The organism is Pseudomonas sp. P1.31 (genome assembly GCF_001269815.1).
Taxonomy (GTDB): Bacteria; Pseudomonadota; Gammaproteobacteria; order Pseudomonadales; family Pseudomonadaceae; genus Aquipseudomonas; species Aquipseudomonas rustica.
Genome location: NZ_LHVN01000007.1, coordinates 204,015 through 225,681 on the forward strand (window position 1 = coordinate 204,015; position 21,667 = coordinate 225,681).

The 21,667-nt window shown below is 58.3% G+C and carries 26 protein-coding genes; 13 read left to right on the plus strand and 13 right to left on the minus strand.

The features are described 5' to 3' along the window. The first annotated feature begins 21 nt into the window (after positions 1-21). The 3 genes from AD669_RS04130 to AD669_RS04140 are packed head-to-tail and all read left to right on the plus strand — an operon-like array spanning position 22 to position 1,999. Entirely contained in the window at positions 22-462 is a 441-nt protein-coding gene (locus tag AD669_RS04130; protein WP_016984162.1) for a hypothetical protein, read from the plus strand. Between the two features lies 1 nt (position 463). Next, positions 464-1,075, plus strand: coding sequence for a superoxide dismutase (locus tag AD669_RS04135; protein ID WP_053117092.1), 612 nt, complete (start codon positions 464-466; stop codon positions 1,073-1,075). 30 nt (positions 1,076-1,105) lie between these two features. Then, positions 1,106-1,999, plus strand: coding sequence for a ZIP family metal transporter (locus AD669_RS04140; RefSeq protein WP_053117093.1), 894 nt, complete (start codon positions 1,106-1,108; stop codon positions 1,997-1,999). A 94-nt stretch (positions 2,000-2,093) separates the two neighbouring features. Here the strand turns inward: AD669_RS04140 and AD669_RS04145 are convergent, their stop codons facing one another. The 10 genes from AD669_RS04145 to AD669_RS04190 all read right to left on the minus strand — a co-directional run bounded on the left by AD669_RS04145 (position 2,094) and on the right by AD669_RS04190 (position 9,116). Then, on the minus strand, positions 2,094-2,369 hold the full coding sequence (locus AD669_RS04145; RefSeq protein WP_008085079.1) for an HPr family phosphocarrier protein: 276 nt from the start codon (positions 2,367-2,369) through the stop codon (positions 2,094-2,096). 15 nt (positions 2,370-2,384) lie between these two features. Continuing rightward, positions 2,385-3,242 (minus strand): RNase adapter RapZ, encoded by an 858-nt coding sequence (gene rapZ, locus AD669_RS04150; protein WP_053117094.1) that lies wholly within the window; start codon positions 3,240-3,242, stop codon positions 2,385-2,387. Positions 3,243-3,244: 2 nt separating this feature from the next. Then, positions 3,245-3,709, minus strand: a complete 465-nt coding sequence (ptsN, locus tag AD669_RS04155; RefSeq protein ID WP_053117095.1) for a PTS IIA-like nitrogen regulatory protein PtsN — start codon at positions 3,707-3,709, stop codon at positions 3,245-3,247. A gap of 11 nt (positions 3,710-3,720) precedes the next feature. Then, positions 3,721-4,029 carry a ribosome hibernation-promoting factor, HPF/YfiA family gene (gene hpf / locus AD669_RS04160; RefSeq protein WP_007912419.1) on the minus strand — a complete coding sequence of 103 codons (309 nt, stop codon included), beginning with the start codon at positions 4,027-4,029 and terminating at the stop codon, positions 3,721-3,723. Positions 4,030-4,102: 73 nt separating this feature from the next. Continuing rightward, positions 4,103-5,593 carry an RNA polymerase factor sigma-54 gene (locus tag AD669_RS04165; protein WP_053117096.1) on the minus strand — a complete coding sequence of 497 codons (1,491 nt, stop codon included), beginning with the start codon at positions 5,591-5,593 and terminating at the stop codon, positions 4,103-4,105. A 186-nt stretch (positions 5,594-5,779) separates the two neighbouring features. After that, positions 5,780-6,505: an LPS export ABC transporter ATP-binding protein gene (gene lptB / locus AD669_RS04170; protein WP_053117097.1), complete on the minus strand. Its 726-nt coding sequence runs from the start codon at positions 6,503-6,505 to the stop codon at positions 5,780-5,782. Next, positions 6,505-7,050 (minus strand): lipopolysaccharide transport periplasmic protein LptA, encoded by a 546-nt coding sequence (lptA, locus tag AD669_RS04175; RefSeq protein WP_053117099.1) that lies wholly within the window; start codon positions 7,048-7,050, stop codon positions 6,505-6,507. Before lptA ends, lptB begins: the two co-directional genes overlap by 1 nt. Further along, complete coding sequence (gene lptC / locus AD669_RS04180) at positions 7,037-7,609, minus strand: LPS export ABC transporter periplasmic protein LptC (protein WP_053117101.1); 573 nt, start codon at positions 7,607-7,609, stop codon at positions 7,037-7,039. The genes lptA and lptC overlap by 14 nt, the downstream gene beginning before the upstream one ends. 8 nt (positions 7,610-7,617) lie before the next feature. Continuing rightward, a complete protein-coding gene (locus AD669_RS04185; protein ID WP_053117103.1) occupies positions 7,618-8,142 on the minus strand; it encodes an HAD family hydrolase in 525 nt (174 codons plus the stop codon). Next, positions 8,142-9,116, minus strand: coding sequence for a KpsF/GutQ family sugar-phosphate isomerase (locus tag AD669_RS04190; protein ID WP_053117105.1), 975 nt, complete (start codon positions 9,114-9,116; stop codon positions 8,142-8,144). The genes AD669_RS04185 and AD669_RS04190 overlap by 1 nt, the downstream gene beginning before the upstream one ends. Positions 9,117-9,391: 275 nt before the next feature. Here AD669_RS04190 and AD669_RS04195 point away from each other — a divergent pair, with 275 nt between their 5' ends. The 10 genes from AD669_RS04195 (at position 9,392) to hisC (ending at position 17,590) form a co-directional block, all read left to right on the plus strand. Next, on the plus strand, positions 9,392-10,201 hold the full coding sequence (locus AD669_RS04195) for an ATP-binding cassette domain-containing protein (RefSeq protein WP_053117107.1): 810 nt from the start codon (positions 9,392-9,394) through the stop codon (positions 10,199-10,201). Continuing rightward, the gene (gene mlaE / locus AD669_RS04200) at positions 10,201-10,998 is read left to right on the plus strand and encodes a lipid asymmetry maintenance ABC transporter permease subunit MlaE (protein ID WP_053117109.1); all 798 of its coding nucleotides are present in this window, start codon (positions 10,201-10,203) and stop codon (positions 10,996-10,998) included. Before AD669_RS04195 ends, mlaE begins: the two co-directional genes overlap by 1 nt. After that, entirely contained in the window at positions 10,998-11,465 is a 468-nt protein-coding gene (gene mlaD / locus AD669_RS04205; RefSeq protein WP_053117111.1) for an outer membrane lipid asymmetry maintenance protein MlaD, read from the plus strand. The genes mlaE and mlaD overlap by 1 nt, the downstream gene beginning before the upstream one ends. A 10-nt stretch (positions 11,466-11,475) precedes the next feature. Next, entirely contained in the window at positions 11,476-12,123 is a 648-nt protein-coding gene (locus tag AD669_RS04210; protein WP_053117113.1) for a phospholipid-binding protein MlaC, read from the plus strand. Beyond that, on the plus strand, positions 12,120-12,425 hold the full coding sequence (locus AD669_RS04215) for a lipid asymmetry maintenance protein MlaB (protein ID WP_053117115.1): 306 nt from the start codon (positions 12,120-12,122) through the stop codon (positions 12,423-12,425). Before AD669_RS04210 ends, AD669_RS04215 begins: the two co-directional genes overlap by 4 nt. 115 nt (positions 12,426-12,540) lie before the next feature. Next, entirely contained in the window at positions 12,541-12,780 is a 240-nt protein-coding gene (locus AD669_RS04220; RefSeq protein WP_007912386.1) for a BolA family protein, read from the plus strand. Positions 12,781-12,802: 22 nt separating this feature from the next. Continuing rightward, a complete protein-coding gene (gene murA, locus AD669_RS04225; RefSeq protein ID WP_053117117.1) occupies positions 12,803-14,068 on the plus strand; it encodes a UDP-N-acetylglucosamine 1-carboxyvinyltransferase in 1,266 nt (421 codons plus the stop codon). Positions 14,069-14,195: 127 nt separating this feature from the next. Continuing rightward, positions 14,196-14,831, plus strand: coding sequence for an ATP phosphoribosyltransferase (gene hisG / locus AD669_RS04230; protein WP_053117119.1), 636 nt, complete (start codon positions 14,196-14,198; stop codon positions 14,829-14,831). 377 nt (positions 14,832-15,208) lie between these two features. Further along, positions 15,209-16,534 carry a histidinol dehydrogenase gene (gene hisD / locus AD669_RS04235; protein WP_053117120.1) on the plus strand — a complete coding sequence of 442 codons (1,326 nt, stop codon included), beginning with the start codon at positions 15,209-15,211 and terminating at the stop codon, positions 16,532-16,534. Positions 16,535-16,537: 3 nt separating this feature from the next. Next, complete coding sequence (gene hisC / locus AD669_RS04240; RefSeq protein ID WP_053117122.1) at positions 16,538-17,590, plus strand: histidinol-phosphate transaminase; 1,053 nt, start codon at positions 16,538-16,540, stop codon at positions 17,588-17,590. Between the two features lie 454 nt (positions 17,591-18,044). On the opposite strand, the gene AD669_RS04245 is transcribed toward hisC, so the two are convergent. The 3 genes from AD669_RS04245 to AD669_RS04255 all read right to left on the minus strand — a co-directional run bounded on the left by AD669_RS04245 (position 18,045) and on the right by AD669_RS04255 (position 21,507). Beyond that, on the minus strand, positions 18,045-18,764 hold the full coding sequence (locus tag AD669_RS04245) for a DUF4198 domain-containing protein (RefSeq protein ID WP_053117124.1): 720 nt from the start codon (positions 18,762-18,764) through the stop codon (positions 18,045-18,047). A gap of 12 nt (positions 18,765-18,776) precedes the next feature. Beyond that, positions 18,777-20,882, minus strand: a complete 2,106-nt coding sequence (locus AD669_RS04250; RefSeq protein ID WP_053117126.1) for a TonB-dependent siderophore receptor — start codon at positions 20,880-20,882, stop codon at positions 18,777-18,779. Between the two features lie 223 nt (positions 20,883-21,105). Continuing rightward, entirely contained in the window at positions 21,106-21,507 is a 402-nt protein-coding gene (locus tag AD669_RS04255) for a hypothetical protein (protein WP_053117128.1), read from the minus strand. Positions 21,508-21,667 lie beyond the last annotated feature (160 nt).

Sequence of the window (21,667 nt, forward strand, 5' to 3'; positions counted from 1 at the left end):
CAACCGCTTTGGAGGCTCACCATGGAGCACTGGAAACGCACGATCGAACGGGCCAATCGCTGCTTCATGTTGGGCGAACTGATCGACGCCCGTGAGGCTTACCTGCAAGCCCTGGCCCTGGCGCAAGTGTTGTTCGAACGCTGGGCGGACGCCGACGAAGCGGTGGCGGCCTGCGTCATCTCGCACCACAACCTCGCGGATTTACACCTGCGCCTGAATCAGCCGGAGGAGAGCGCCGAATACCTCTGCGCCATCCATCAACGGCTGTTGCAAACCATGCAGGACGAACGCCAGCGCCTGGCATTGCGCGAAGCAGCGTTGCGCCAGAGCAGCAAAACTTATGTCGAGCTGCTGAATTTCATCAGCGAACACGGCGAATACCCGCGCACTCAACGCCTGCTGCACCCGGATACCGGCAATGCGCGCCGCGCGCCTGCCCCACATCACCATGGAGTCCATTGAAATGGCTTTTACCTTGCCCGCTTTGCCTTACGCCTACGATGCCTTGGAACCGCATATCGATGCGCAGACCATGGAGATTCACTACACCAAACATCACCAGACCTACATCAACAACCTCAACGCGGCGGTAGAAGGCACTGAATACGCCGAGTGGCCGGTGGAAAAACTGGTCGCCAGCGTTAAGGATCTGCCGGAAAAACTCCGTGCGGCGGTGATCAATCAGGGCGGCGGTCACGCCAACCACTCGCTGTTCTGGGAAGTGATGGTGCCAAGCGGTGGCGGCAAACCGGACGGCGCGCTGGCCAAAGCCATCGATGAGCAATTGGGCGGTCTCGACAGCTTCAAGGAAGCCTTCACCAAAGCCGCACTGACCCGTTTCGGCAGCGGCTGGGCCTGGCTGAGCGTGACCCCGGAGAAAAAACTGATCGTGGAAAGCAGCGGCAACCAGGACAGCCCGCTGATGAACGGCAACACGCCGATTCTCGGTCTCGACGTCTGGGAGCACGCCTACTACCTGCGCTACCAGAACCGTCGCCCGGAATACATCAATGCGTTCTACAACGTGATCAATTGGCCGGAAGTTGCTGCGCGCTATCAGGCCGCACTGGTTTAAGTCATCTATAAAAACAATCCAAGGCTGACTATGGGCACTGAAACACTGGCGATCGGAAGTGGGCGTATGTTTCGTTACGCAGTGGGATCGCTATTGCTGTTGGCGGGCATGACCTTGCTGGTTGCCCACGGACTGGCGTGGCTGAACCTCGAACCGAGGCTGTTGCGGGCGTTGCAGGGTGGTGCGATCTGCGCGCTCGGCACGGCGCTTGGTGCGGTGCCGGTGCTGGTGATTCGGCGCATGCCGCAGGCACTCAGCGATACGTTGCTGGGGTTTGGTGCCGGGGTGATGCTGGCGGCGACGGCGTTTTCGCTGATCGTGCCGGGCATCGCCGCTGCTGAGAGTCTTGGCCTGACGCCGTGGGGCGCCAGTGGCCTGATCTGCTTTGGCATCATGCTCGGTGCGTTCGGGTTGTATCTGGTTGATCTAAAGGTCTCGGGCGCGTCCCCGGAAATGCTCGTCGGCACTGTCGATCGCCCGGTGATTCCGCCACGGATCTGGTTGTTCGTGTTCGCCATCATTGCCCATAACATCCCTGAAGGCATGGCCGTCGGTGTGTCTGCCGGTGGCGGCATGCCGGACGCGGACAGCCTGGCCATGGGCATCGCTTTGCAGGATGTGCCGGAAGGTCTGGTGATTGCGTTGGTATTGGCCGGGGCGGGGATGTCGCGGGTCAAAGCGTTTTTGATCGGCGCGGCGTCTGGACTGGTTGAACCGGTGTTTGCGCTGTTGTGCGCGTGGTTGGTCAGTCTTGCGCAGGTGTTGTTGCCGTTAGGCTTGGCGCTGGCGGCCGGGGCGATGTTGCTGGTGGTGACCCACGAAGTGATCCCCGAGTCGCGACGCAATGGTCATGACAAACTGGCCAGTCTTGGCTTGTTGAGCGGGTTTTGTTTGATGATGGTGATGGATACCGCATTAGGTTGAAGCAGATCAAAAGATCGCAGCCTGCGGCAGCTCCTACATTGGAATGCGTTCACTGTAGGAGCTGCCGAAGGCTGCGATCTTTTGACTTTGGCGGTCAGCCACCTTCATCGAAGTAGTTGTTGATCAACGCCACCAGCGCATCCAGCGCTTCCTGTTCCTGATGCCCTTCAGTACTCAAATAGATCTTGGTGCCCTTGCCAGCCGCCAGCATCATCATCGCCATGATGCTTTTGCCATCAACCGTGGTCTCCGGTGTGCGACCCACTCTGATCGTGCAATCCGGATACTGCCCGGCCACGCCAACGAACTTGGCCGATGCGCGGGCATGCAGGCCCAGTTTGTTGATGATTTCGATTTCCAGAGCAGGCATCGCGGTGTGAATCCTTTAAGTGAGGTCGCGGTGGCGAACCTGGACGTTCTTCAGGGTTTTCTGCAGGGCCTGACCCAGGCGTTCGGTCAGGTAGACGGAGCGGTGATGCCCGCCGGTGCAGCCAATGGCAATCGTGACGTAGGCGCGGTTGCTCGCTGCGAAACGCGGCAGCCATTTGTGCAGGTAAGTGAAGATGTCCTGAAACATTTCTTCGACGTCAGGTTGCGCTGCCAGATATTCAGCCACCGGCGCATCGAGCCCTGATTGCGCACGCAGTTCCGGCTTCCAGTACGGGTTGGGCAGGCAGCGCACATCAAACACCAGATCGGCATCCACCGGCATGCCGCGCTTGAAGCCGAATGACTCAACCAGATACGCCGTGCCCGGCTCCGGCTGATTCAGCAGGCGCAGCTTGATGGTGTCGCGCAACTGGTACAGGTTCAGACTGGTGGTGTTGATCTTCAGATCAGCCAGGTCGGCGATCGGGCCGAGCAGGGCGGTTTCATCCTGAATCGCCTCGGCCAGCGAGCGGTTGGCATTGCTCAGCGGGTGGCGGCGGCGGGTTTCCGAGAAACGCTTGAGCAGGGTTTCCTCGTCGGCATCCAGGTACAACACATCGCATTGAATGTGCCGGCTACGGACGACTTCGAGCAATTCGGGAAAGCGTGACAAATGGCTTGGCAGGTTGCGCGCGTCAATCGATACGGCGACCAGCGGTTGCGCCAATTCGGTGTGAATCAGCGCTCGTTCGGCCAGTTCCGGCAGTAAACCCGCCGGCAGGTTGTCGATGCAGTAATAACCGTTGTCCTCAAGGACATCCAGTGCGGTGCTTTTACCCGAGCCGGAACGGCCACTGACGATGATCAAACGCATGATTACTGCCCGTTTTGCTCGTCCAGTACGACCTGGTACAAGGCTTCGTTGCTCGGAGCGCTGCGCAGTTTATCGCGCACATCCTTGCGATCCAGCATGCTGGCGATCTGGCGCAGTAATTCCAGGTGCGCATCGGTGGCGGCTTCCGGGACCAGCAGAACAAACAGCAGGTCAACCGGCGCGCCGTCGATGGCGTCGAAATCGATAGGGGCTTGAAGGTGCATCAACGCGCTGATTGGCGTTACACAACCTTTCAGGCGGCAATGGGGAATGGCGATGCCGTTGCCAAAACCGGTCGAGCCGAGTTTTTCACGGGCAATCAGAGCCTCGAAGACATCTTGCATCTCCAGATCCGGCACTTCGCGGGCGATCAGGTTGGCAATTTGTTCGAGGGCTTTCTTTTTACTGCCGCCCGGCACGTTCACGAGGGAACGGCCGGGGGTCAGGATACTTTCAAGTCGGATCATGGAATGGGGGGTTATCGACCGGTCGCGCCCTGGAGGAGGCTCTGGGTCTTTTCCTTATGCTTTTTGAGTTGGCGATCCAGCTTGTCGGTGAGTGAGTCGATCGCAGCATACATATCAGTATCTTCTGCGTTGGCGACCACTTCGCTGCCGGGAATATGCAAGGTGGCTTCGATTTTCTGCTTCAGCTTTTCGACACACATCGTGACTTGCACGTTGGTGATCTTGTCGAAATGTCGCTCCAGTCGTTGGAGTTTTTCCTCGATGTAGGAACGCAGAGGTTGGGTCACTTCCAGTTGGTGTCCACTGATGTTGACTTGCATACAGCTTCTCCTTCGTTGCCAGTGCATAAAGCGGCAGGCTGGATAGCCTGCCACTGGAACGCTGTAACGTGGCTTACATCAACCGCTTGCGTTCGCTCGAAGGCGCGATCCCGAGGGATTCGCGGTACTTGGCGACGGTGCGGCGAGCCACCTGAATGCCTTGTGCCTCCAGTAAACCAGCGATCTTGCTGTCACTCAACGGCTTTTTCTGATTTTCCGCGGCAACCAGTTTTTTGATGATCGCGCGGATCGCCGTGGACGAGCATTCACCGCCTTCAGAGGTGCTGACGTGGCTGGAGAAAAAGTATTTCAGTTCATAAATACCGCGCGGGGTATGCATGAATTTCTGCGTGGTCACCCGGGAAATCGTTGATTCGTGCATGCCCACCGCTTCGGCGATGTCGTGCAGCACCAACGGCTTCATGGCTTCGTCGCCGTACTCCAGAAAACCGCGCTGATGCTCGACGATCTGGGTGGCAACTTTCATCAGGGTTTCGTTGCGGCTCTGCAGGCTCTTGATGAACCAGCGGGCTTCCTGCAACTGATTGCGCATGAAGGTGTTGTCGGCGCTGGTGTCGGCGCGACGGACGAAACCGGCGTACTGCGCGTTGACGCGCAGGCGTGGCATGGATTCCTGATTCAGCTCGACCAGCCAGCGCTCATTGTCCTTGCGCACGATGACGTCAGGGACGACGTATTCGGCTTCGGTGGATTCGATCTGCGAGCCCGGACGCGGATTGAGGCTTTGTACCAGTTCGATGACCTGGCGCAGCTCGTCTTCCTTGAGCTTCATGCGGCGCATCAACTGGCTGTAATCACGGCTGCCGAGCAGATCGATGTAATCGCTGACCAGACGTTTGGCTTCCGCCAGCCAAGGCGTCTTGGCCGACAGCTGACGCAATTGCAGCAGCAGGCATTCGCTGAGGTTGCGCGCGCCGATACCGGCCGGTTCAAATTGTTGAATGCGGTGCAGGACGGCTTCGATCTCGTCCAGTTCGATGTCCAGTTCCGGATCGAACGCCTCGAGAATTTCTTCGAGGGTTTCGTCCAGGTAGCCCTGATTGTTGATGCAATCGATCAGGGTCACGGCGATCAGGCGATCAGTGTCGGACATCGGTGCGAGGTTGAGTTGCCACAGCAAGTGGCTTTGCAGGCTTTCGCCGGCGGAGGTGCGGGTGGTGAAATCCCACTCGTCATCATCGCTGCTGGGCAGGCTGCTGGCGCTGGTCTGGTAAACGTCTTCCCAGGCAGTGTCGACCGGAAGTTCGTTGGGGATGCGTTCGTTCCATTCGCCGTCTTCGAGGTTATCGACGGTCGGTGCGGCTTCCTGATAGGAAGGTTCCTGGATCTCGGTGGGCTTCTGTTCGGCGTTGTCGGCCATGGGATCCGAGTTGTCGAAGTCGTCGCCTTCTTCCTGGCGTTCGAGCATCGGATTGGATTCCAGAGCCTCCTGGATTTCCTGTTGCAGATCCAGGGTCGACAATTGGAGCAGGCGGATGGCCTGTTGCAGCTGCGGTGTCATCGTCAGCTGCTGGCCCATTCTCAAGACTAGCGATGGTTTCATGGCAGGGGCTTAACACCTTATTCGCCGGCGCTATGCGCCATCCACTACAGGGCGCCGAAGCGCCAAACTTAAGCAAATTATATGCCTGAAACTGAAGTGTTTGCCTAGAGCGCTGTAACAATTAAGCGTATTAAATCCAGCTTGAATCGATACAGCACTCCGGCTGCGCACCGGGCACTGTGACGCTTACAGGCGGAACTCGTGACCCAGATACACTTCCTTGACCAGTTCGTTGGCCAGGATGGTCTCGGCGTCACCTTCGGCGATCAGTTGACCGTCGTTGACGATGTAAGCGGTTTCGCAGATATCCAGCGTCTCGCGGACGTTGTGGTCGGTGATCAGAACACCGATGCCCTTGGCCTTGAGGTGGTGGATGATCTGCTTGATGTCGCCGACCGAGATCGGGTCGACACCGGCGAACGGTTCGTCGAGCAGGATGAATTTTGGCGCGGTGGCCAGTGCGCGAGCGATTTCCACCCGGCGGCGTTCACCACCGGACAGGCTCATGCCGAGATTGTCGCGGATGTGGGTGATGTGGAATTCCTGCAACAGGCTTTCCAGCTCTTTGCGGCGACCGGCCTTGTCGAGTTCCTGACGGGTCTCGAGGATGGCCATGATGTTGTCGGCCACCGACAGTTTGCGGAAGATCGACGCTTCTTGCGGCAAATAGCCGATACCGGCCTTGGCACGACCGTGCATTGGCTGGTGGCTGACGTCCAGATCGTCGATCAGCACGCGGCCCTGATCGGCCTGTACCAAACCTACGATCATGTAGAAGCAGGTGGTTTTACCGGCACCGTTCGGGCCGAGCAAACCAACAATCTGGCCGCTGTCGATCGACAGGCTGACGTCACGCACGACCTGGCGGCTTTTATAGGCCTTGGCCAGGTGCTGAGCTTTCAGAGTTGCCATTACTGGGTCTTCTCGTCGGTTTTCTTCTTCGGCTGGATCACCATGTCGATGCGCGGGCGCGATTCGGTGACTTTGCTGCCGGTAGCGCGACCGGCGCTGGCCAGTTTCTTCACGGTGTCATAGACGATTTTCTCGCCCTGAGTCGTGTTGTTGTCCTTGTCGACGACCTTGGCCTTGTCGATCAGCACGACGCGGTTTTGCGCGGCGTGGTACTGAATCGTCACGCCCCAGCCCTGTACAGGCTTGGCGTCACCCTGGGTTTGCAGTTGCTCGAAGTAGGCAAGGTTACCCACCGACGTTACAACGTCGATATCGCCGGCTGGCGTGCGGGTGATAGTCACCGTATTGCCTTTAACGATCATCGAACCCTGGGTGATGATCACATCACCTTTATAGGTGGCGATGCCGTTCTTGTCGTCCAGTTGGGCGTCGTCGGCCTGAATACGGATAGGTTGCTGCTGATCGTTCGGCAGAGCCCAGGCGCTCACGCTTCCCAGTGCTGCGCCCAGACTGAGCAAAATAGGGAGGGTTTTAACGAGCCTCATACTGTCCTCTTACGTTCGATAGCAGGTGTATCCTGCTTTCCTTCAGGTACGCTTTCATGCCAACGCCGGTTGATACACCGCCAGCGCCGTCGATTCTAACGGGTTGCTCGGTCTGCGCATATTGCTCCTGAGGGAACACGGTCATGCGCGTGGAAGTGACCAGCAGGTCGCGGTTTTGTTCGTCAGTGCGTTTGATACGCACCGAGTCAATCAATTCTACTTGTGTACCGCCCGGATTCACTTCGCCGCGCTCGCTGGTCACGTGCCACGGAAAGTCAGTACCGCGGTACATGTTCAGGTCGGGTTTGGTGACCAGAACAATGTCGGTTGCCTTGACGTGCTCGGCTTTGTCCGACGTCATTTCATACTGCACGCCGCCATCCGGCAGATATTGCAGAGTGTGCGTGTTGGTCGCGTACCAGTCGATCGGGTTTTCCTCGGTCGTCACTGGCGGCTTGTCGAGAAAGCGTTCCGGGCTGATGTTCCAGTAGCCGACCGCAGCAAACAGCGCAGCGATGCAGCCAAACAGCAGGAAGGTGCGAAATTTTTTGCTGAACATGGTTTGGCTCACAGGTACGCGGCGTTGGCCGCATCGAGGCGGCCCTGGGCGCGCAGGATCAATTCGCAGAATTCGCGGGCAGCACCTTCGCCGCCTCGGGCCCGGGTCACGCCATGGGCGTGTTCGCGGACGAAATCAGCAGCGTTGGCAACCGCCATGCCCAGGCCTACGCGGCGGATCACCGGCAGGTCAGGAAGGTCGTCACCGAGGTAGGCGACCTGTTCATAGCTTAGGCCCAGTTGTTCAAGTAAACCGTCGAGAACCACCAATTTGTCTTCACGCCCCTGAAAAAGGTGCGGGATGCCCAGATTTTTCGCCCGACGTTCAACCACTGGTGTCTTTCGACCGCTGATGATGGCGGTTTGCACGCCAGCGTTCATCAACATTTTGATGCCTTGGCCGTCGAGTGTATTGAAAGTCTTGAATTCGCTGCCGTCTTCAAGGAAGTACAGGCGGCCATCGGTGAGGACGCCATCGACGTCGAACACCGCCAGTTTGATCGCTTTGCCGCGTAGCAGCAGATCGTTGCTCATTACATGACTCCTGCGCGCAGCAGATCGGAGAGGTTGAAGGCGCCGATCGGGCGATCATCCTCATCGACGACTACCAATGCGTTGATTCGGTGGTCTTCCATGATTTTCAGCGCTTCGGCGGCGAGCATGTCGGGCCGGGCGGTTTTGCCGTGAGCGGTCATCACCTGGTCGATGGTCGCGCTGCGGATATCGATGCTGCGATCCAGCGTGCGGCGCAAATCACCGTCGGTGAAGATCCCGGCCAGTTTACCGTCGGCTTCAACAATGGCGGTCATTCCGAGACCCTTGCGGGTCATTTCCATCAAGGCATCTTTGAGCAGGGTGCCGCGTTGTACTTGCGGCAGCTCCTGACCGGCGTGCATGACGTTTTCGACTTTCAGCAGCAGACGACGGCCCAATGCGCCACCGGGATGGGAAAATGCGAAATCTTCAGCGGTAAAACCGCGAGCTTCGAGCAGCGCCACCGCCAGGGCATCGCCCATGACCAGTGCAGCCGTCGTCGACGAGGTCGGTGCCAGGTTGAGCGGGCAGGCTTCGTGCTCGACGTGAACGTTGAGATTGACCTCGGCAGCCTTGGCCAGCGGCGATTGTGGATTGCCGGTGACGCTGATCAACTGGATGCCCAGACGTTTGATCAACGGCAGCAGGGTGACGATCTCGTTGGTCGAGCCCGAATTGGACAGGGCCAGAATCACGTCATCACGAGTGATCATGCCCATGTCGCCGTGGCTGGCTTCGGCCGGGTGTACGAAGAATGCAGGGGTGCCGGTGCTGGCCAGGGTGGCGGCAATCTTGTTGCCGATGTGCCCGGATTTGCCCATGCCGACCACGACTACACGGCCCTTACTGGCCAGAATCATCTCGCAAGCGCGTACGAAATCGGCGTCGATATGGGGCAGCAAGCCTTGAACGGCTTCCACTTCGAGGCGGATGGTGCGTTGTGCCGATTGAATCAGGTCGCTGGTTTGGCTCATGTCAGAAATCGTATAGCCCGATGAAAAGGCGGCGATTATAGCGGTTATGTGGCAAAGCCTCACGCAAGTTCGTCGTGCTTTGTCATTCGCCGTAACTAAAAGCCCGAAAAAGCGTCTGTAACCCTGTCATATCGTTGAACACGGCCCGGCACAAGCCTTGGGCGCGCGCCCTTTGCAGTGATATAGTTCGCCGCCAGTTCGGCCTGCCCGGGATGTATGTGCTTTTCCAGGAAAGCCTGGCGTCCGAGTGAGAGGCTGCATCGCAAGGAGTTTAGATGAGTGCCGATAACGCCTACGCGGTCGAGCTGAAGGGAGTCTCCTTCAAGCGCGGTGCGCGCAGCATTTTCAATAACGTCGATATCCGTATCCCGCGCGGCAAGGTCACCGGCATCATGGGGCCTTCCGGGTGTGGCAAGACCACGCTGCTGCGGTTGATGGGCGCACAATTGCGTCCCTCCAGCGGTGAGGTCTGGGTCAACGGTCAGAACCTGCCGAAGCTTTCGCGCAGCGATCTGTTCGACGCGCGCAAGCACATGGGTGTGCTGTTTCAGAGCGGCGCCCTGTTCACCGATCTCGATGTTTTCGAGAACGTCGCTTTCCCCCTGCGCGTTCATACCGAGTTGCCGGAAGAAATGATCCGCGACATCGTCCTGCTCAAATTGCAGGCGGTGGGTTTACGCGGCGCCATCGAGCTGATGCCCGATGAGCTGTCCGGTGGCATGAAGCGTCGTGTTGCATTGGCCCGCGCCATTGCCCTCGACCCACAGATTCTCATGTATGACGAACCGTTCGTCGGTCAGGATCCGATCGCCATGGGCGTGTTGGTGCGCCTGATCCGTCTGCTTAACGATGCGCTGGGGATCACCAGTATCGTGGTTTCCCACGATCTGGCCGAGACCGCGAGCATCGCCGACTACATTTATGTCGTCGGTGATGGTCAGGTGTTGGGGCAGGGCACGCCGGACGAGTTGATGAACTCGGACGAGCCGCGTATCCGTCAATTCATGACCGGCAACCCGGATGGCCCGGTGGCGTACCACTTTCCAGCGACGGATTACCGCGCAGATCTTCTGGGGAAGCGTTGATGCGCAGACTTTCATTAATAGAACGCGTACGCCGTTTCGGCGCAGCTGCGATCGACGCCATCGCGGTGTTCGGTCGGGCAACGTTGTTCCTGTTTCATGCCTTGCTGGGGCGTGGCGGTATCAGCGGTGGCTTCGGCCTGCTGGTCAAGCAGCTGCATTCAGTCGGCGTGATGTCGCTGGTGATCATTGTTGTTTCCGGGATTTTCATCGGCATGGTGCTGGCGCTGCAGGGCTTCAGCATTCTGTCGAGCTACGGTTCGGAGCAGGCGGTCGGGCAGATGGTTGCGCTGACGTTGCTGCGTGAACTCGGCCCGGTCGTCACTGCTCTACTGTTCGCCGGGCGTGCCGGTTCTGCGCTGACTGCAGAAATCGGCAACATGAAGTCCACCGAACAGCTGTCCAGCCTGGAAATGATCGGCGTCGACCCACTCAAGTACATCATTGCCCCGCGCCTGTGGGCCGGCTTCATTTCCCTGCCGGTGCTGGCGATGATTTTCAGCGTGGTGGGTATCTGGGGCGGTTCGTGGGTGGCTGTCGACTGGTTGGGCGTGTATGAAGGTTCCTACTGGGCGAACATGCAAAACAGCGTCAACTTCACCAGCGATGTGCTCAATGGCGTCATCAAGAGTGTAGTTTTTGCCTTTGTCGTCACCTGGATCGCCGTATTCCAAGGCTATGACTGCGAGCCCACTTCCGAGGGGATCAGTCGTGCCACCACCAAGACCGTGGTATTTGCCTCGCTGGCAGTGCTCGGCCTGGACTTTATTCTGACCGCTTTGATGTTTGGAGATTTCTGATGCAAAACCGCACCCTGGAAATCGGTGTCGGCCTGTTCCTGCTGGCAGGGATCCTGGCTTTGCTGCTGCTTGCACTGCGCGTCAGTGGTCTGTCTCCGACATCGACCACCGACACGTATAAACTTTATGCCTACTTTGACAATATCGCCGGTTTGACGGTCAGAGCCAAAGTGACCATGGCCGGTGTAACCATCGGCAAGGTCACGGCGATCGATCTGGATCGCGACAGCTTCACCGGTCGGGTGACCCTGCAAGTGGATAAAAAGGTCGACAACCTGCCGACTGACTCCACAGCGTCTATCCTGACCGCGGGTCTGCTGGGCGAGAAGTACATCGGTATCAGCGTCGGTGGCGAAGACAAGCCGCTGACGGATGGTGGAACCATCCACGACACGCAGTCGTCTCTGGTACTGGAAGACCTGATCGGTAAATTCCTGCTCAATACCGTTAGCAAAGATGCCAAATGAGGAGCTTTGAATGATCTCTATCTTGCGACGCAGTCTGTTGGTATTACTCGCGGCCCTGCCGTTGATGGGTAATGCCGTTGCTGCTGCGACTTCGGCACATGATCTGGTTCAGGACACAACCACCCGGTTGCTGGCCGACCTGGCTGCCAACAAAGAAAAGTACAAGCAGGATCCGAGCGATTTCTACACCGCGCTCAACACCATCGTCGGGCCGGTAGTGGACGCCGAGGGCATCTCCAAAAGCATCATGACGGTCAAGTATTCGCGCAAGGCCACCCCTGCGCAGATGAAGACCTTCGAAGAAAACTTCAAGAAAGGTCTGTTCCAGTTCTACGGCAACGCCTTGCTCGAATACAACAACCAGGGCATTACCGTCGATCCTGCCAAGGATGAGTCGGGCGATCGCACCAGTGTTGGCATGGTTGTAAAAGGCAGCAGCGGCGCGATCTATCCAGTGCAGTACACATTGGAGAAGATCAACGGCGAGTGGAAACTGCGCAACGTGATCATCAACGGCATCAACATTGGCAAACTGTTCCGTGACCAGTTCGCTGACGCGATGCAGCGCAATGGCAACGACCTCGACAAGACCATCAACGGTTGGGCGGGTGAAGTGGCCAAGGCCAAGGAATCCACCGAAAAGAACCCAGCGCAATGAATGAGGCAGCAGTTCGTATGAGTGATGTCGACGAGCTATTGCTCAGCGGAGTGCTGGATTACCGCACCGGCCCTGACTTGCGAAAGGAAGGGCAGGCGTTGATCAAGTCCAGCAAGGCGTCATCGCTGGTCATCGATTGTTCGGCAGTGAAGAAGTCCAGCAGCGTCGGCCTGTCGTTGCTGCTGTGCTTCATGCGCGATGCGCAAGCGGCCGGCAAGGCTGTGAGCATCCGCGCAATGCCCGAAGACATGCGCGAAATCGCTCAGGTCAGCGAACTGACCGAGCTGTTGGCGCATCCCTGAACCCGCATCTATAAAGAAGCCCCCCGTCAGAGTCCTGCCATGCGGGGTTCGCAGGCGCGGGGCTTTTTTGTATGATGTCCGACCCGTGCGCACAGGGCGCCGATTGAGGTTGAGCATGCAGGCCGTAGAAGTGAAGAGCTTCCTTGAAGGAAAGCTGCCCGGAACGTTGGTAGAAGTTGAGGGCGAAGGCTGCAATTTCCAGCTGAACGTGATTAGCGATGAACTGGCGGCGTTGAGCCCGGTGAAGCGTCAGCAGCAGATCTATGCCCATTTGAACCCATGGATCACCGATGGCAGCATCCATGCGGTCACTATGAAATTTTTCAGCAGCGCGGCCTGGGCCGAGCGCACCTGAGCCTAAGGGCGTCGAGATTCTTATGGATAAATTGATTATTACCGGTGGCGCTCGTCTTGATGGCGAGATCCGCATTTCCGGGGCAAAGAACTCTGCCCTGCCGATCCTGGCTGCCACGCTGCTGTGCGATGGCCCGGTGACCGTTGGCAACCTGCCGCACCTGCACGACATCACCACCATGATCGAGCTGTTCGGTCGCATGGGCATTGAGCCGGTGATCGACGAGAAACTCAGCGTCGAAATCGACCCGCGCACCATCAAGACCCTGATCGCCCCGTACGAACTGGTGAAAACCATGCGTGCGTCGATCCTGGTACTGGGCCCAATGGTTGCCCGTTTCGGTGAAGCCGAAGTCGCATTGCCTGGCGGTTGCGCCATCGGTTCGCGTCCGGTCGACCTGCACATCCGTGGTCTTGAAGCCATGGGCGCGGTCATCGACGTCGAAGGCGGCTACATCAAGGCCAAGGCGCCTGAAGGTGGCCTGCGCGGTGCAAGCTTCTTTTTCGATACCGTCAGTGTGACCGGTACCGAGAACATCATGATGGCCGCTGCTCTGGCCAAGGGCCGCAGCGTGTTGCAGAACGCCGCTCGCGAACCTGAAGTGGTTGACCTGGCGAACTTCCTCAACGCCATGGGCGCCAAGGTTTCCGGCGCCGGCACCGACACCATCACCATTGATGGCGTCGAGCGTCTGGGTTCGTGCTTCTACAAAGTCATGCCTGACCGTATCGAAACCGGCACCTACCTGGTCGCTGCTGCCGTGACCGGTGGCCGCGTCAAGGTCAAGGACACCGATCCGACCATCCTCGAAGCCGTTCTGGATAAACTCCGTGAAGCCGGCGCAGAAATCACCTGCGGTGAAGACTGGATCGAGCTGAACATGCACGGCAAGCGTCCGAAAGCCGTGAACGTGCGCACCGCGCCGTACCCGGCTTTCCCGACTGACATGCAGGCACAGTTCATCTCGCTCAACGCCATTGCCGAAGGCACTGGTGCGGTGATCGAGACGATCTTCGAAAACCGTTTCATGCACGTATACGAACTGCACCGCATGGGCGCCAAGATCCAGGTCGAAGGCAACACTGCCATCGTTACCGGTACTGAAGTCCTCAAGGGCGCGCCAGTCATGGCCACTGACCTGCGTGCTTCGGCCAGTCTGGTGATCTCGGCTCTGGTTGCTGAAGGCGACACCCTGATCGACCGCATCTACCACATAGACCGTGGTTACGAGTGCATCGAAGAAAAACTGCAGATGCTGGGCGCCAAGATCCGTCGCGTTCCGGGCTGATTGCTGCACGTGGACACAGGGACGTGTCCGTTGAATTCGTTTTGAGTCGAGCCGGTTTCCGGCTCGATGTGTGTCCGGCGCCGATTGCGACCGGGCATGAGTACCTTGATAAGGACTGACGTTTCCCATGTTGACCATCGCACTGTCCAAGGGCCGCATCCTTGACGACACCCTGCCGCTTCTCGCCGAAGCGGGCATCGTGCCGACCGAGAATCCGGACAAGAGCCGCAAGCTGATTATTCCTACGACTCAGCCAGACGTTCGTCTGCTGATCGTGCGCGCCACTGACGTGCCGACCTATGTCGAGCATGGCGCGGCCGACCTCGGCGTCGCCGGTAAAGACGTGTTGATGGAATACACCGGCCAGGGCCTGTACGAGCCACTGGATCTGCAAATCGCGCAGTGCAAACTGATGACCGCCGGCAAGATCGGTGCGCCAGAGCCCAAGGGCCGTCTGCGCGTGGCGACCAAGTTCGTCAACGTCGCCAAGCGTTACTACGCCGAGCAGGGCCGTCAGGTCGACATCATCAAGCTTTACGGCTCGATGGAGCTGGCACCGCTGATCGGTCTCGCCGACAAGATCATCGACGTCGTCGACACCGGCAACACCCTGCGCGCCAACGGTCTGGAACCTCAGGAACTGATCGCCACGATCAGCTCGCGCCTGGTGGTCAACAAGGCTTCGATGAAAATGCAACACGCCCGAATCCAGGCGTTGATCGACACCCTGCGCAATGCAGTGGAGTCTCGACACCGCGGCTGATTCACCTGCGCGACGTTAAGTCGCGCCCGTCTATCCGCCTCATAGCCAGAATCTCAGGTGCCCAAGCGGAAACGACTGGCTAGGGAAGGTGCGCTGACGTTTAATAACGACCGCGCCTTACTCCAAAAGGCAATCTAACTGCAGCAGAACAATTTCTCAGAAGTATAAAAAACGCGTAGTGGCTAGCCTTTTGAAGCAAGGCCCTACGGGTTGGCACTGTGCCCGCACCATGCAGCGTTGCGGGACTCGGTAAGGAAAAACCCCTTACCTTCGTCCCGCGCCTTGCCTGGTACGGGCACAGTACCAACGCGATCGTTATTAAACGTCAGCGCACCTTCGGGCGCCTGAGTTTTTGCCATTCCTATGAGGCTCTCGCTATGACCGCAACGACTGCAATTCGCCGACTCAACGCTGCTGACCCGGATTTCGCGCATCATCTGGATCATCTGCTGAGCTGGGAAAGTGTGTCTGACGACTCGGTCAATCAGCGCGTGCTGGACATCATCAAGGCTGTGCGCGAGCGCGGTGACGCGGCGCTGGTCGAGTTCACCCAGAAGTTCGACGGCCTCGAAGTCGCGTCGATGGCCGACCTGATCCTGCCGCGCGAGCGTCTGGAACTGGCGCTGACGCGCATCACCGTGCCGCAACGTGAAGCACTGGAAAAAGCCGCGGCCCGCGTGCGCAGCTACCACGAAAAACAGAAGCAGGATTCCTGGAGCTATACCGAGGCTGACGGCACGGTGCTGGGCCAGAAGGTCACGCCGCTGGATCGCGCCGGTCTGTACGTTCCCGGTGGCAAAGCGTCGTACCCATCCTCTGTATTGATGAACGCGATTCCAGCCAAGGTTGCCGGTGTAACCGAAGTGGTCATGGTCGTGCCGACCCCGCGTGGTGAAATCAACGAGTTGGTGTTGGCCGCCGCCTGCATCGCCGGCGTCGACCGCGTGTTCACCATCGGTGGCGCACAAGCCGTTGCCGCGTTGGCGTACGGCACCGAAAGCGTGCCGAAAGTCGACAAGGTGGTTGGCCCGGGCAATATCTATGTCGCCACGGCCAAGCGCCACGTGTTCGGTCAGGTTGGTATCGACATGATTGCCGGCCCTTCGGAAATCCTCGTGGTGTGCGACGGCCAGACCGATCCGGACTGGATCGCCATGGACCTGTTCTCGCAAGCCGAGCACGACGAAGACGCGCAGGCGATTCTGGTCAGCCCCGACGCCGAGTTCCTCGACAAGGTCGCCGCCAGCATCGACAAACTGCTGCCGACCATGGATCGCGCGACCATCATCGAAACCTCGATCAATGGCCGTGGTGCGTTGATTCACGTGAAGGACATGGCCCAAGCCATCGAAGTCGCCAACCGCATCGCCCCGGAACACTTGGAGTTGTCGGTCGCTGATCCGCAAGCCTGGCTGCCGCAGATCCGCCACGCCGGCGCGATCTTTATGGGCCGTCACACCTCCGAAGCGCTGGGCGATTACTGCGCGGGCCCGAACCACGTATTGCCGACCTCCGGCACCGCGCGGTTTTCGTCGCCGCTGGGTGTGTATGACTTCCAGAAGCGTTCGTCGATCATCTTCTGCTCCGAGGCCGGTGCTTCCGAGCTGGGTAAAACTGCCTCCGTGCTGGCCCGTGGCGAATCGCTGAGTGCGCACGCGCGCAGCGCCGAATACCGTATCAAAGACGAACAGAAGGGAAACTGAAAAATGAGCAAATTCTGGAGCCCGTTCGTTAAAAGTCTGGTGCCGTACGTGCCGGGCGAACAACCGAAGCTGACCAAACTGGTCAAGCTCAACACCAACGAAAACCCGTACGGCCCATCGCCAAAAGCCTTGGCGGCGATGCAGGTCGAGCTGAATGACAACCTGCGTCTGTACCCGGATCCGAACAGCGATCTGCTGAAAACCGCTGTCGCCAACTACTACGGCGTTCAGAGCAATCAGGTGTTCCTCGGCAACGGTTCGGATGAAGTGCTCGCGCACATTTTCCACGGTCTGCTGCAACACGATCAGCCGCTGCTGTTCCCGGACATCAGCTACAGCTTCTATCCGGTTTACTGCGGTTTGTACGGCATCAAGTTTGATGCGGTGCCGCTGGACGCGCAGTTCCAGATCGACCCGGCTGACTATGCCAAGCCGAACGGCGGGATCATTTTCCCTAACCCGAACGCCCCGACCGGTTGCCTGCTGGCGCTGGAAGCGGTCGAGCAAATCCTCAAGGCCAGCCCGGATTCTGTGGTGGTTGTTGATGAGGCGTATATCGACTTCGGCGGCGAGACGGCGATCAGTCTGGTCGATCGTTATCCGAATCTGCTGGTGACGCAGACCCTGTCCAAATCGCGCTCGCTGGCCGGTTTGCGCGTGGGTCTGGCGGTGGGGCATCCGGACTTGATCGAGGCGCTGGAGCGGATCAAGAACAGCTTCAACTCCTATCCGCTGGATCGTCTGGCGATTGTCGGTGCTGCTGCCGCGTTCGAAGATCGCGAGTATTTCGACAAGACCTGCCGGTTGGTGATCGAGAGCCGCGAGTGGGTGATCGCTCAGTTGCAGGCCAAGGGTTTTGAGGTGTTGCCGTCGGCGGCGAACTTCATCTTTGCGCGGCATCCGCAGCATGATGCGGCGGGGCTGGCGGCTAAATTGCGCGAGCAAGGCGTGATTGTGCGGCACTTCAAGCAGGAGCGGATTGCGCAGTTCCTGCGGATTTCGATTGGCACGCCGGAGCAGAATCAGGCGCTGATCGACGGCCTGGGCGAGCTTTAAAGGCAAGAGCCCCTCACCCTAACCCTCTCCCAAAGGGAGAGGGGACTGATTGGGGGATGCTGTTGAATTGCACCGACCTGATGCTGCTTTACCGAATCCATAATCGACTCGGTCTTTCAGGTCGATGTACCTCACACGACACCTCGGTCGGCTCCCTCTCCCTCCGGGAGAGGGGACTGATTGGGGGATGCTGTTGAATTGCACCGACCTGATGCTGCTTTACCGAATCCATAATCGACTCGGTCTTTCAGGTCGATGTACACCGCAAGACACCTCGGTCGGCTCCCTCTCCCTCCGGGAGAGGGACTGATTGGGGGTTGCTGTTAAATTGCACCGACCTGATCTTGCTTTAAAGAATCCATAATCGACTCGGTCTTTCAGGTCGATGTACCTCACACGACACCTCGGTCGGCTCCCTCTCCCTCCGGGAGAGGGCTGGGGTGAGGGTCTGCTCTTATTCGTGATGCGGCTCGCCAAGGAATGTCAGCGAACTAAACAACCCACGACTATTCACATCAGCACTGTCCTTCACCGGCACCTCAACCTGCGCCGCAATCACATTCAGCCCTTCATTTCTCACCAATACCTGCGCACGGCCATCCTTATCCGTCTCGGCGCTCAACGTGTTCGGCGCATTGCGATAGTCGCCAATCAACTTCACCCCCGCCGCCGGTTTGCCATCGAGCAATACCCGCACCGGCAATGATTTCCCCGGCCCCACCGTCAGTGGATCAACCTCCGGCACAATCAGCAGCTTGATCTGATCCAGCTTCGGCAACTTCGCCCCCGGCTGATAAATCGCCAGACTGTATTTAAACGTCTCCGTCGCCTCGACAGCGCCCGGTACTTTGCTGCGCCCTTCATTGACCCACTTCTTGTCAGCCGTCTGCGACCACATGCCGTTATTCAGCGCCACGGCCATCACCGCAGGCGACTTCAGCGGTTTCAAACGTGCGTGATCGGCGAGTCGCTCAACGCTGACCGGAATCATCTTGCCGCCCGCGTCATAAGCCCAGGCGCCGCTGATTTTCTGCGCCTTGAACGCGTTGTCTTCGGCGCCATGGCCGTAGATCACTTCGATATTGCCGCGCCGTTGTTCGGTCCACAGGCCATGAGCCGAGACTTGGCCGGCGAACAGGGCGGCGATGAGCACGAGGGTTTTGCCGTATTGCATGGTGACGTCCTTTTACAGATTGAGTGTCAGGCTGACGGTGAAATTGCGCGGCTCGCCGGGGTTGACCCAGTAATTGCTGTACGAGCGCTCGTAGTATTTTTCGTCGAAGAGGTTGTTCAGGTTCAGGCCGACGGTGACGTTGTCGCTGGCCTTGTAGTGGGCCAGCAGGTCGAAGGTGTGATAGGCCGGCAATTCAAAATCGCTGCCGGATTCACCGGAGCGGTCGCCGACATAAGTGAACGCCGCGCCGACGTCCGAGCCGCGCAAACGGCCATCCTGAAACTCATACACCCCGAGCAGACTGCCGCTGCGTTTGGCCACGCCGAGGATGCGGCTGCCGGTGGGAATCACCGCGTCACCCTGGGTGACTTCGGCGTCGATATAAGCGAAGGCACCGATCACCCGCACAGCATCGGTGACTTGCCCGGTGACTTGCCAATCGAAGCCGCGACTGCGCGCCTTGCCCATCGCGCGGCTGGTGTCGGTGCCCGGGTCGAGGGCGAGGACGTTTTCCTTGTCGATGTGGAAGAAGGCGAGGGTGCTGCTCAGGCGCTCGTCGAACAGCTCGTTCTTGATGCCGACTTCGTAGCCGACGCCTTCTTCCGGGTCGAAGGATTTGCCGGACGCGTCGAGGCCATTGTTCGGTTTGAACGAGGTCGAGGCGTTGGCGAACAGACCGGTTTGCGGCGTCAGTTGATAGAGCAGACCAGCGCGTTGGGTGAGGGCGTCATGCCGTTGGTTGCTCGTGGAGTTGCGGCTGTGATCGTCGATGTGTTGATCGAAATGTTCGAAACGCGCACCGATCATCCCGCGCAGTTTGTCGGTGAAGATGATTTGATCCTGCAGGTTCAGCGCATGGCTTTCGACGTGTTCGAACGTATCCGTGCCCGAACGTGCACCGTTGGGTTTCGGCTGGCCGTAGATCGGGTTGTAGATGTCGATCGCGTAGGGGCCGCCAGCAATCGTGGTGACGCGCTCGTTCTTGCGGAAGTTCTCGTACTCGCTGCCGATCAGCAGTTCGTGCTGCCAAGGGCCGAGGTCGAACAGGCCGCGCAGCTCAAGTTGGGTGATGCTGTCGTGCCAGTTGGTGTCGCGCTCGCGATAGCGGCGGTTGACGGTGTGGCCGTCGGCGTTCAGCGGGCGCGCTTCGGAAGCGAAGCCCCAGAGTTTGCCGTCCTTGTAATGACTGGCCAGGCGCAACTTCCAGCTGTCGTTGAGGTGATGTTCGAGGGTCGCTTGCAGCAGGTTGTTGTGGTTGTCGATGTTGCCGTCGTTGGGCTCACCGAGGAAGGTCGAGCGCGACACGCCGCTCCATCTGTTGTTCGGCGCAACGATGCCGCGATCGAACGTGGAGCTGTGGCGGACGATTTCGCTTTCCACCAACAGCGACGTGTCCGGGTTCAATTGCCAACTGATCGAAGGCGCGACGAACACGCGCTTGCTGTCGACGTGATCGCGAAAACTGTTGTTGTCTTCGACCGCGAGATTGATCCGCGAGAGCACATCGCCCTGATCATCCAGCGGCGTGTTGACGTCCAGCGCAGTGCGATAGCGATCCCAACTGCCGGCGCTGGTTTGCAGCGTGGTAAAGGCTTCGGGCTGCGGTTTTTTGGTGACGATGTTCACCGTGCCGCCCGGATCGCCTCGACCGTACAGGCTGGCCGCCGGGCCTTTGAGCACCTCAATGCGCTCGATGTTGGCCGCATCCGGCGTGCTCGGGTAACCGCGATTGGCGCTGAAACCGTCCTTGTAGAACTCCGAGGTGGTGAAGCCGCGCACGCTGTACTCGTAAAGCGTCAGCCCACCGAAGTTGTTCTGCTTCGACACGCCGCCAGCAAAATCCAATGCGCGCTCAACACTGCTGCTGCCCAGATCCTTGAGCACGCTGGCGGGTACCACGCTGATTGCCTGCGGGATATCACGAATCGCGGTGTCGGTTTTGGTCGCGCTGGACGAACGCGTGGCGCGATAACCCTTGACCGGGCCGGTCGGCGATTCGTAATCGGAGATGACGCTGATGGCGTCGAGTTCGAGGGGTTGCGGTTCTTCGGCGAAGGCCGGATCAACCAGCAAACCGAGGCTCAGGCCGAGCAGGGAGGCCTTTGTTCGAGACGACATGTTATGTTGTTCCAATTCCTAGAATTGAAACAATATAACATGCCTTTTGAGATTAGTTGCTATTCGCCTCAAACGGTGAAAACCCGCTTGTCTGGGGCGGGCCGAACATTTGGTTACCGCAGCACACACGCTGCCCTTCGTAGCACCGAGAAAAAAGCGGGAAGCTAACAAAGCCGAATCTCTCGGCTCTTCACATAGATTGATTTCAGAAAAAATACTTCAATTACAGCCAGTTCAAATCGAAAACCGCCTTGAGTGAAATTAATCCCTTATCGATAAATTCGACTCTGCCAACGAGTTTTTTGTCAGGGCTCGAGACGGTAATGTAGAGCTTCCCTTCTGTTGCATTAAAGATTTCACCGTTCTGGCTATAGACCCATTGCATAAACACATCAGGGAAGTCTTCTGGGTAACTTAAAATGTTGAGGCCTTCTTGGAGACCCTTACCAAAAGTTACTCGAAAACTGGATCGAGGACTTTCAGTTAGACAGACAGCAATGAGATCGCTGATTCTGCCCGAGTTGGGATTGTGTGCTACATCGATATCGTTGGGAGAGAAGGCTGTCCCGCCCGTTGGAGTGACGGTGAAACGACCTTTCAATGGGAGTTTTGCTTCGCTATCCATCTCATCTTCCTTGTTAATAAAGAATAGTTGCAACGCAGAAAGATTAATGGCGAGTGGATTTTTTTGTAACTGTCAGATCTGACAGTCTGTGGATACCAATTTGTTATTAGAGTTATCGCTAAGCTGTTAGAAATGGCTCTAAGCAGGAAAGGGTATTTGG

Excerpts from the sequence above, each read along its gene's own strand:
- AD669_RS04130 (WP_016984162.1), top strand. The coding sequence starts at position 22 with ATGGAGCACTGGAAACGCACGATCGAACGGGCCAATCGCTGCTTCATG.
- AD669_RS04135 (WP_053117092.1), top strand. The coding sequence starts at position 464 with ATGGCTTTTACCTTGCCCGCTTTGCCTTACGCCTACGATGCCTTGGAA.
- AD669_RS04140 (WP_053117093.1), top strand. The coding sequence starts at position 1,106 with ATGGGCACTGAAACACTGGCGATCGGAAGTGGGCGTATGTTTCGTTAC.
- AD669_RS04145 (WP_008085079.1), bottom strand. The coding sequence starts at position 2,369 with ATGCCTGCTCTGGAAATCGAAATCATCAACAAACTGGGCCTGCATGCC.
- rapZ (WP_053117094.1), bottom strand. The coding sequence starts at position 3,242 with ATGCGTTTGATCATCGTCAGTGGCCGTTCCGGCTCGGGTAAAAGCACC.
- ptsN (WP_053117095.1), bottom strand. The coding sequence starts at position 3,709 with ATGATCCGACTTGAAAGTATCCTGACCCCCGGCCGTTCCCTCGTGAAC.
- hpf (WP_007912419.1), bottom strand. The coding sequence starts at position 4,029 with ATGCAAGTCAACATCAGTGGACACCAACTGGAAGTGACCCAACCTCTG.
- AD669_RS04165 (WP_053117096.1), bottom strand. The coding sequence starts at position 5,593 with ATGAAACCATCGCTAGTCTTGAGAATGGGCCAGCAGCTGACGATGACA.
- lptB (WP_053117097.1), bottom strand. The coding sequence starts at position 6,505 with ATGGCAACTCTGAAAGCTCAGCACCTGGCCAAGGCCTATAAAAGCCGC.
- lptA (WP_053117099.1), bottom strand. The coding sequence starts at position 7,050 with ATGAGGCTCGTTAAAACCCTCCCTATTTTGCTCAGTCTGGGCGCAGCA.
- lptC (WP_053117101.1), bottom strand. The coding sequence starts at position 7,609 with ATGTTCAGCAAAAAATTTCGCACCTTCCTGCTGTTTGGCTGCATCGCT.
- AD669_RS04185 (WP_053117103.1), bottom strand. The coding sequence starts at position 8,142 with ATGAGCAACGATCTGCTGCTACGCGGCAAAGCGATCAAACTGGCGGTG.
- AD669_RS04190 (WP_053117105.1), bottom strand. The coding sequence starts at position 9,116 with ATGAGCCAAACCAGCGACCTGATTCAATCGGCACAACGCACCATCCGC.
- AD669_RS04195 (WP_053117107.1), top strand. The coding sequence starts at position 9,392 with ATGAGTGCCGATAACGCCTACGCGGTCGAGCTGAAGGGAGTCTCCTTC.
- mlaE (WP_053117109.1), top strand. The coding sequence starts at position 10,201 with ATGCGCAGACTTTCATTAATAGAACGCGTACGCCGTTTCGGCGCAGCT.
- mlaD (WP_053117111.1), top strand. The coding sequence starts at position 10,998 with ATGCAAAACCGCACCCTGGAAATCGGTGTCGGCCTGTTCCTGCTGGCA.
- AD669_RS04210 (WP_053117113.1), top strand. The coding sequence starts at position 11,476 with ATGATCTCTATCTTGCGACGCAGTCTGTTGGTATTACTCGCGGCCCTG.
- AD669_RS04215 (WP_053117115.1), top strand. The coding sequence starts at position 12,120 with ATGAATGAGGCAGCAGTTCGTATGAGTGATGTCGACGAGCTATTGCTC.
- AD669_RS04220 (WP_007912386.1), top strand. The coding sequence starts at position 12,541 with ATGCAGGCCGTAGAAGTGAAGAGCTTCCTTGAAGGAAAGCTGCCCGGA.
- murA (WP_053117117.1), top strand. The coding sequence starts at position 12,803 with ATGGATAAATTGATTATTACCGGTGGCGCTCGTCTTGATGGCGAGATC.
- hisG (WP_053117119.1), top strand. The coding sequence starts at position 14,196 with ATGTTGACCATCGCACTGTCCAAGGGCCGCATCCTTGACGACACCCTG.
- hisD (WP_053117120.1), top strand. The coding sequence starts at position 15,209 with ATGACCGCAACGACTGCAATTCGCCGACTCAACGCTGCTGACCCGGAT.
- hisC (WP_053117122.1), top strand. The coding sequence starts at position 16,538 with ATGAGCAAATTCTGGAGCCCGTTCGTTAAAAGTCTGGTGCCGTACGTG.
- AD669_RS04245 (WP_053117124.1), bottom strand. The coding sequence starts at position 18,764 with ATGCAATACGGCAAAACCCTCGTGCTCATCGCCGCCCTGTTCGCCGGC.
- AD669_RS04250 (WP_053117126.1), bottom strand. The coding sequence starts at position 20,882 with ATGTCGTCTCGAACAAAGGCCTCCCTGCTCGGCCTGAGCCTCGGTTTG.
- AD669_RS04255 (WP_053117128.1), bottom strand. The coding sequence starts at position 21,507 with ATGGATAGCGAAGCAAAACTCCCATTGAAAGGTCGTTTCACCGTCACT.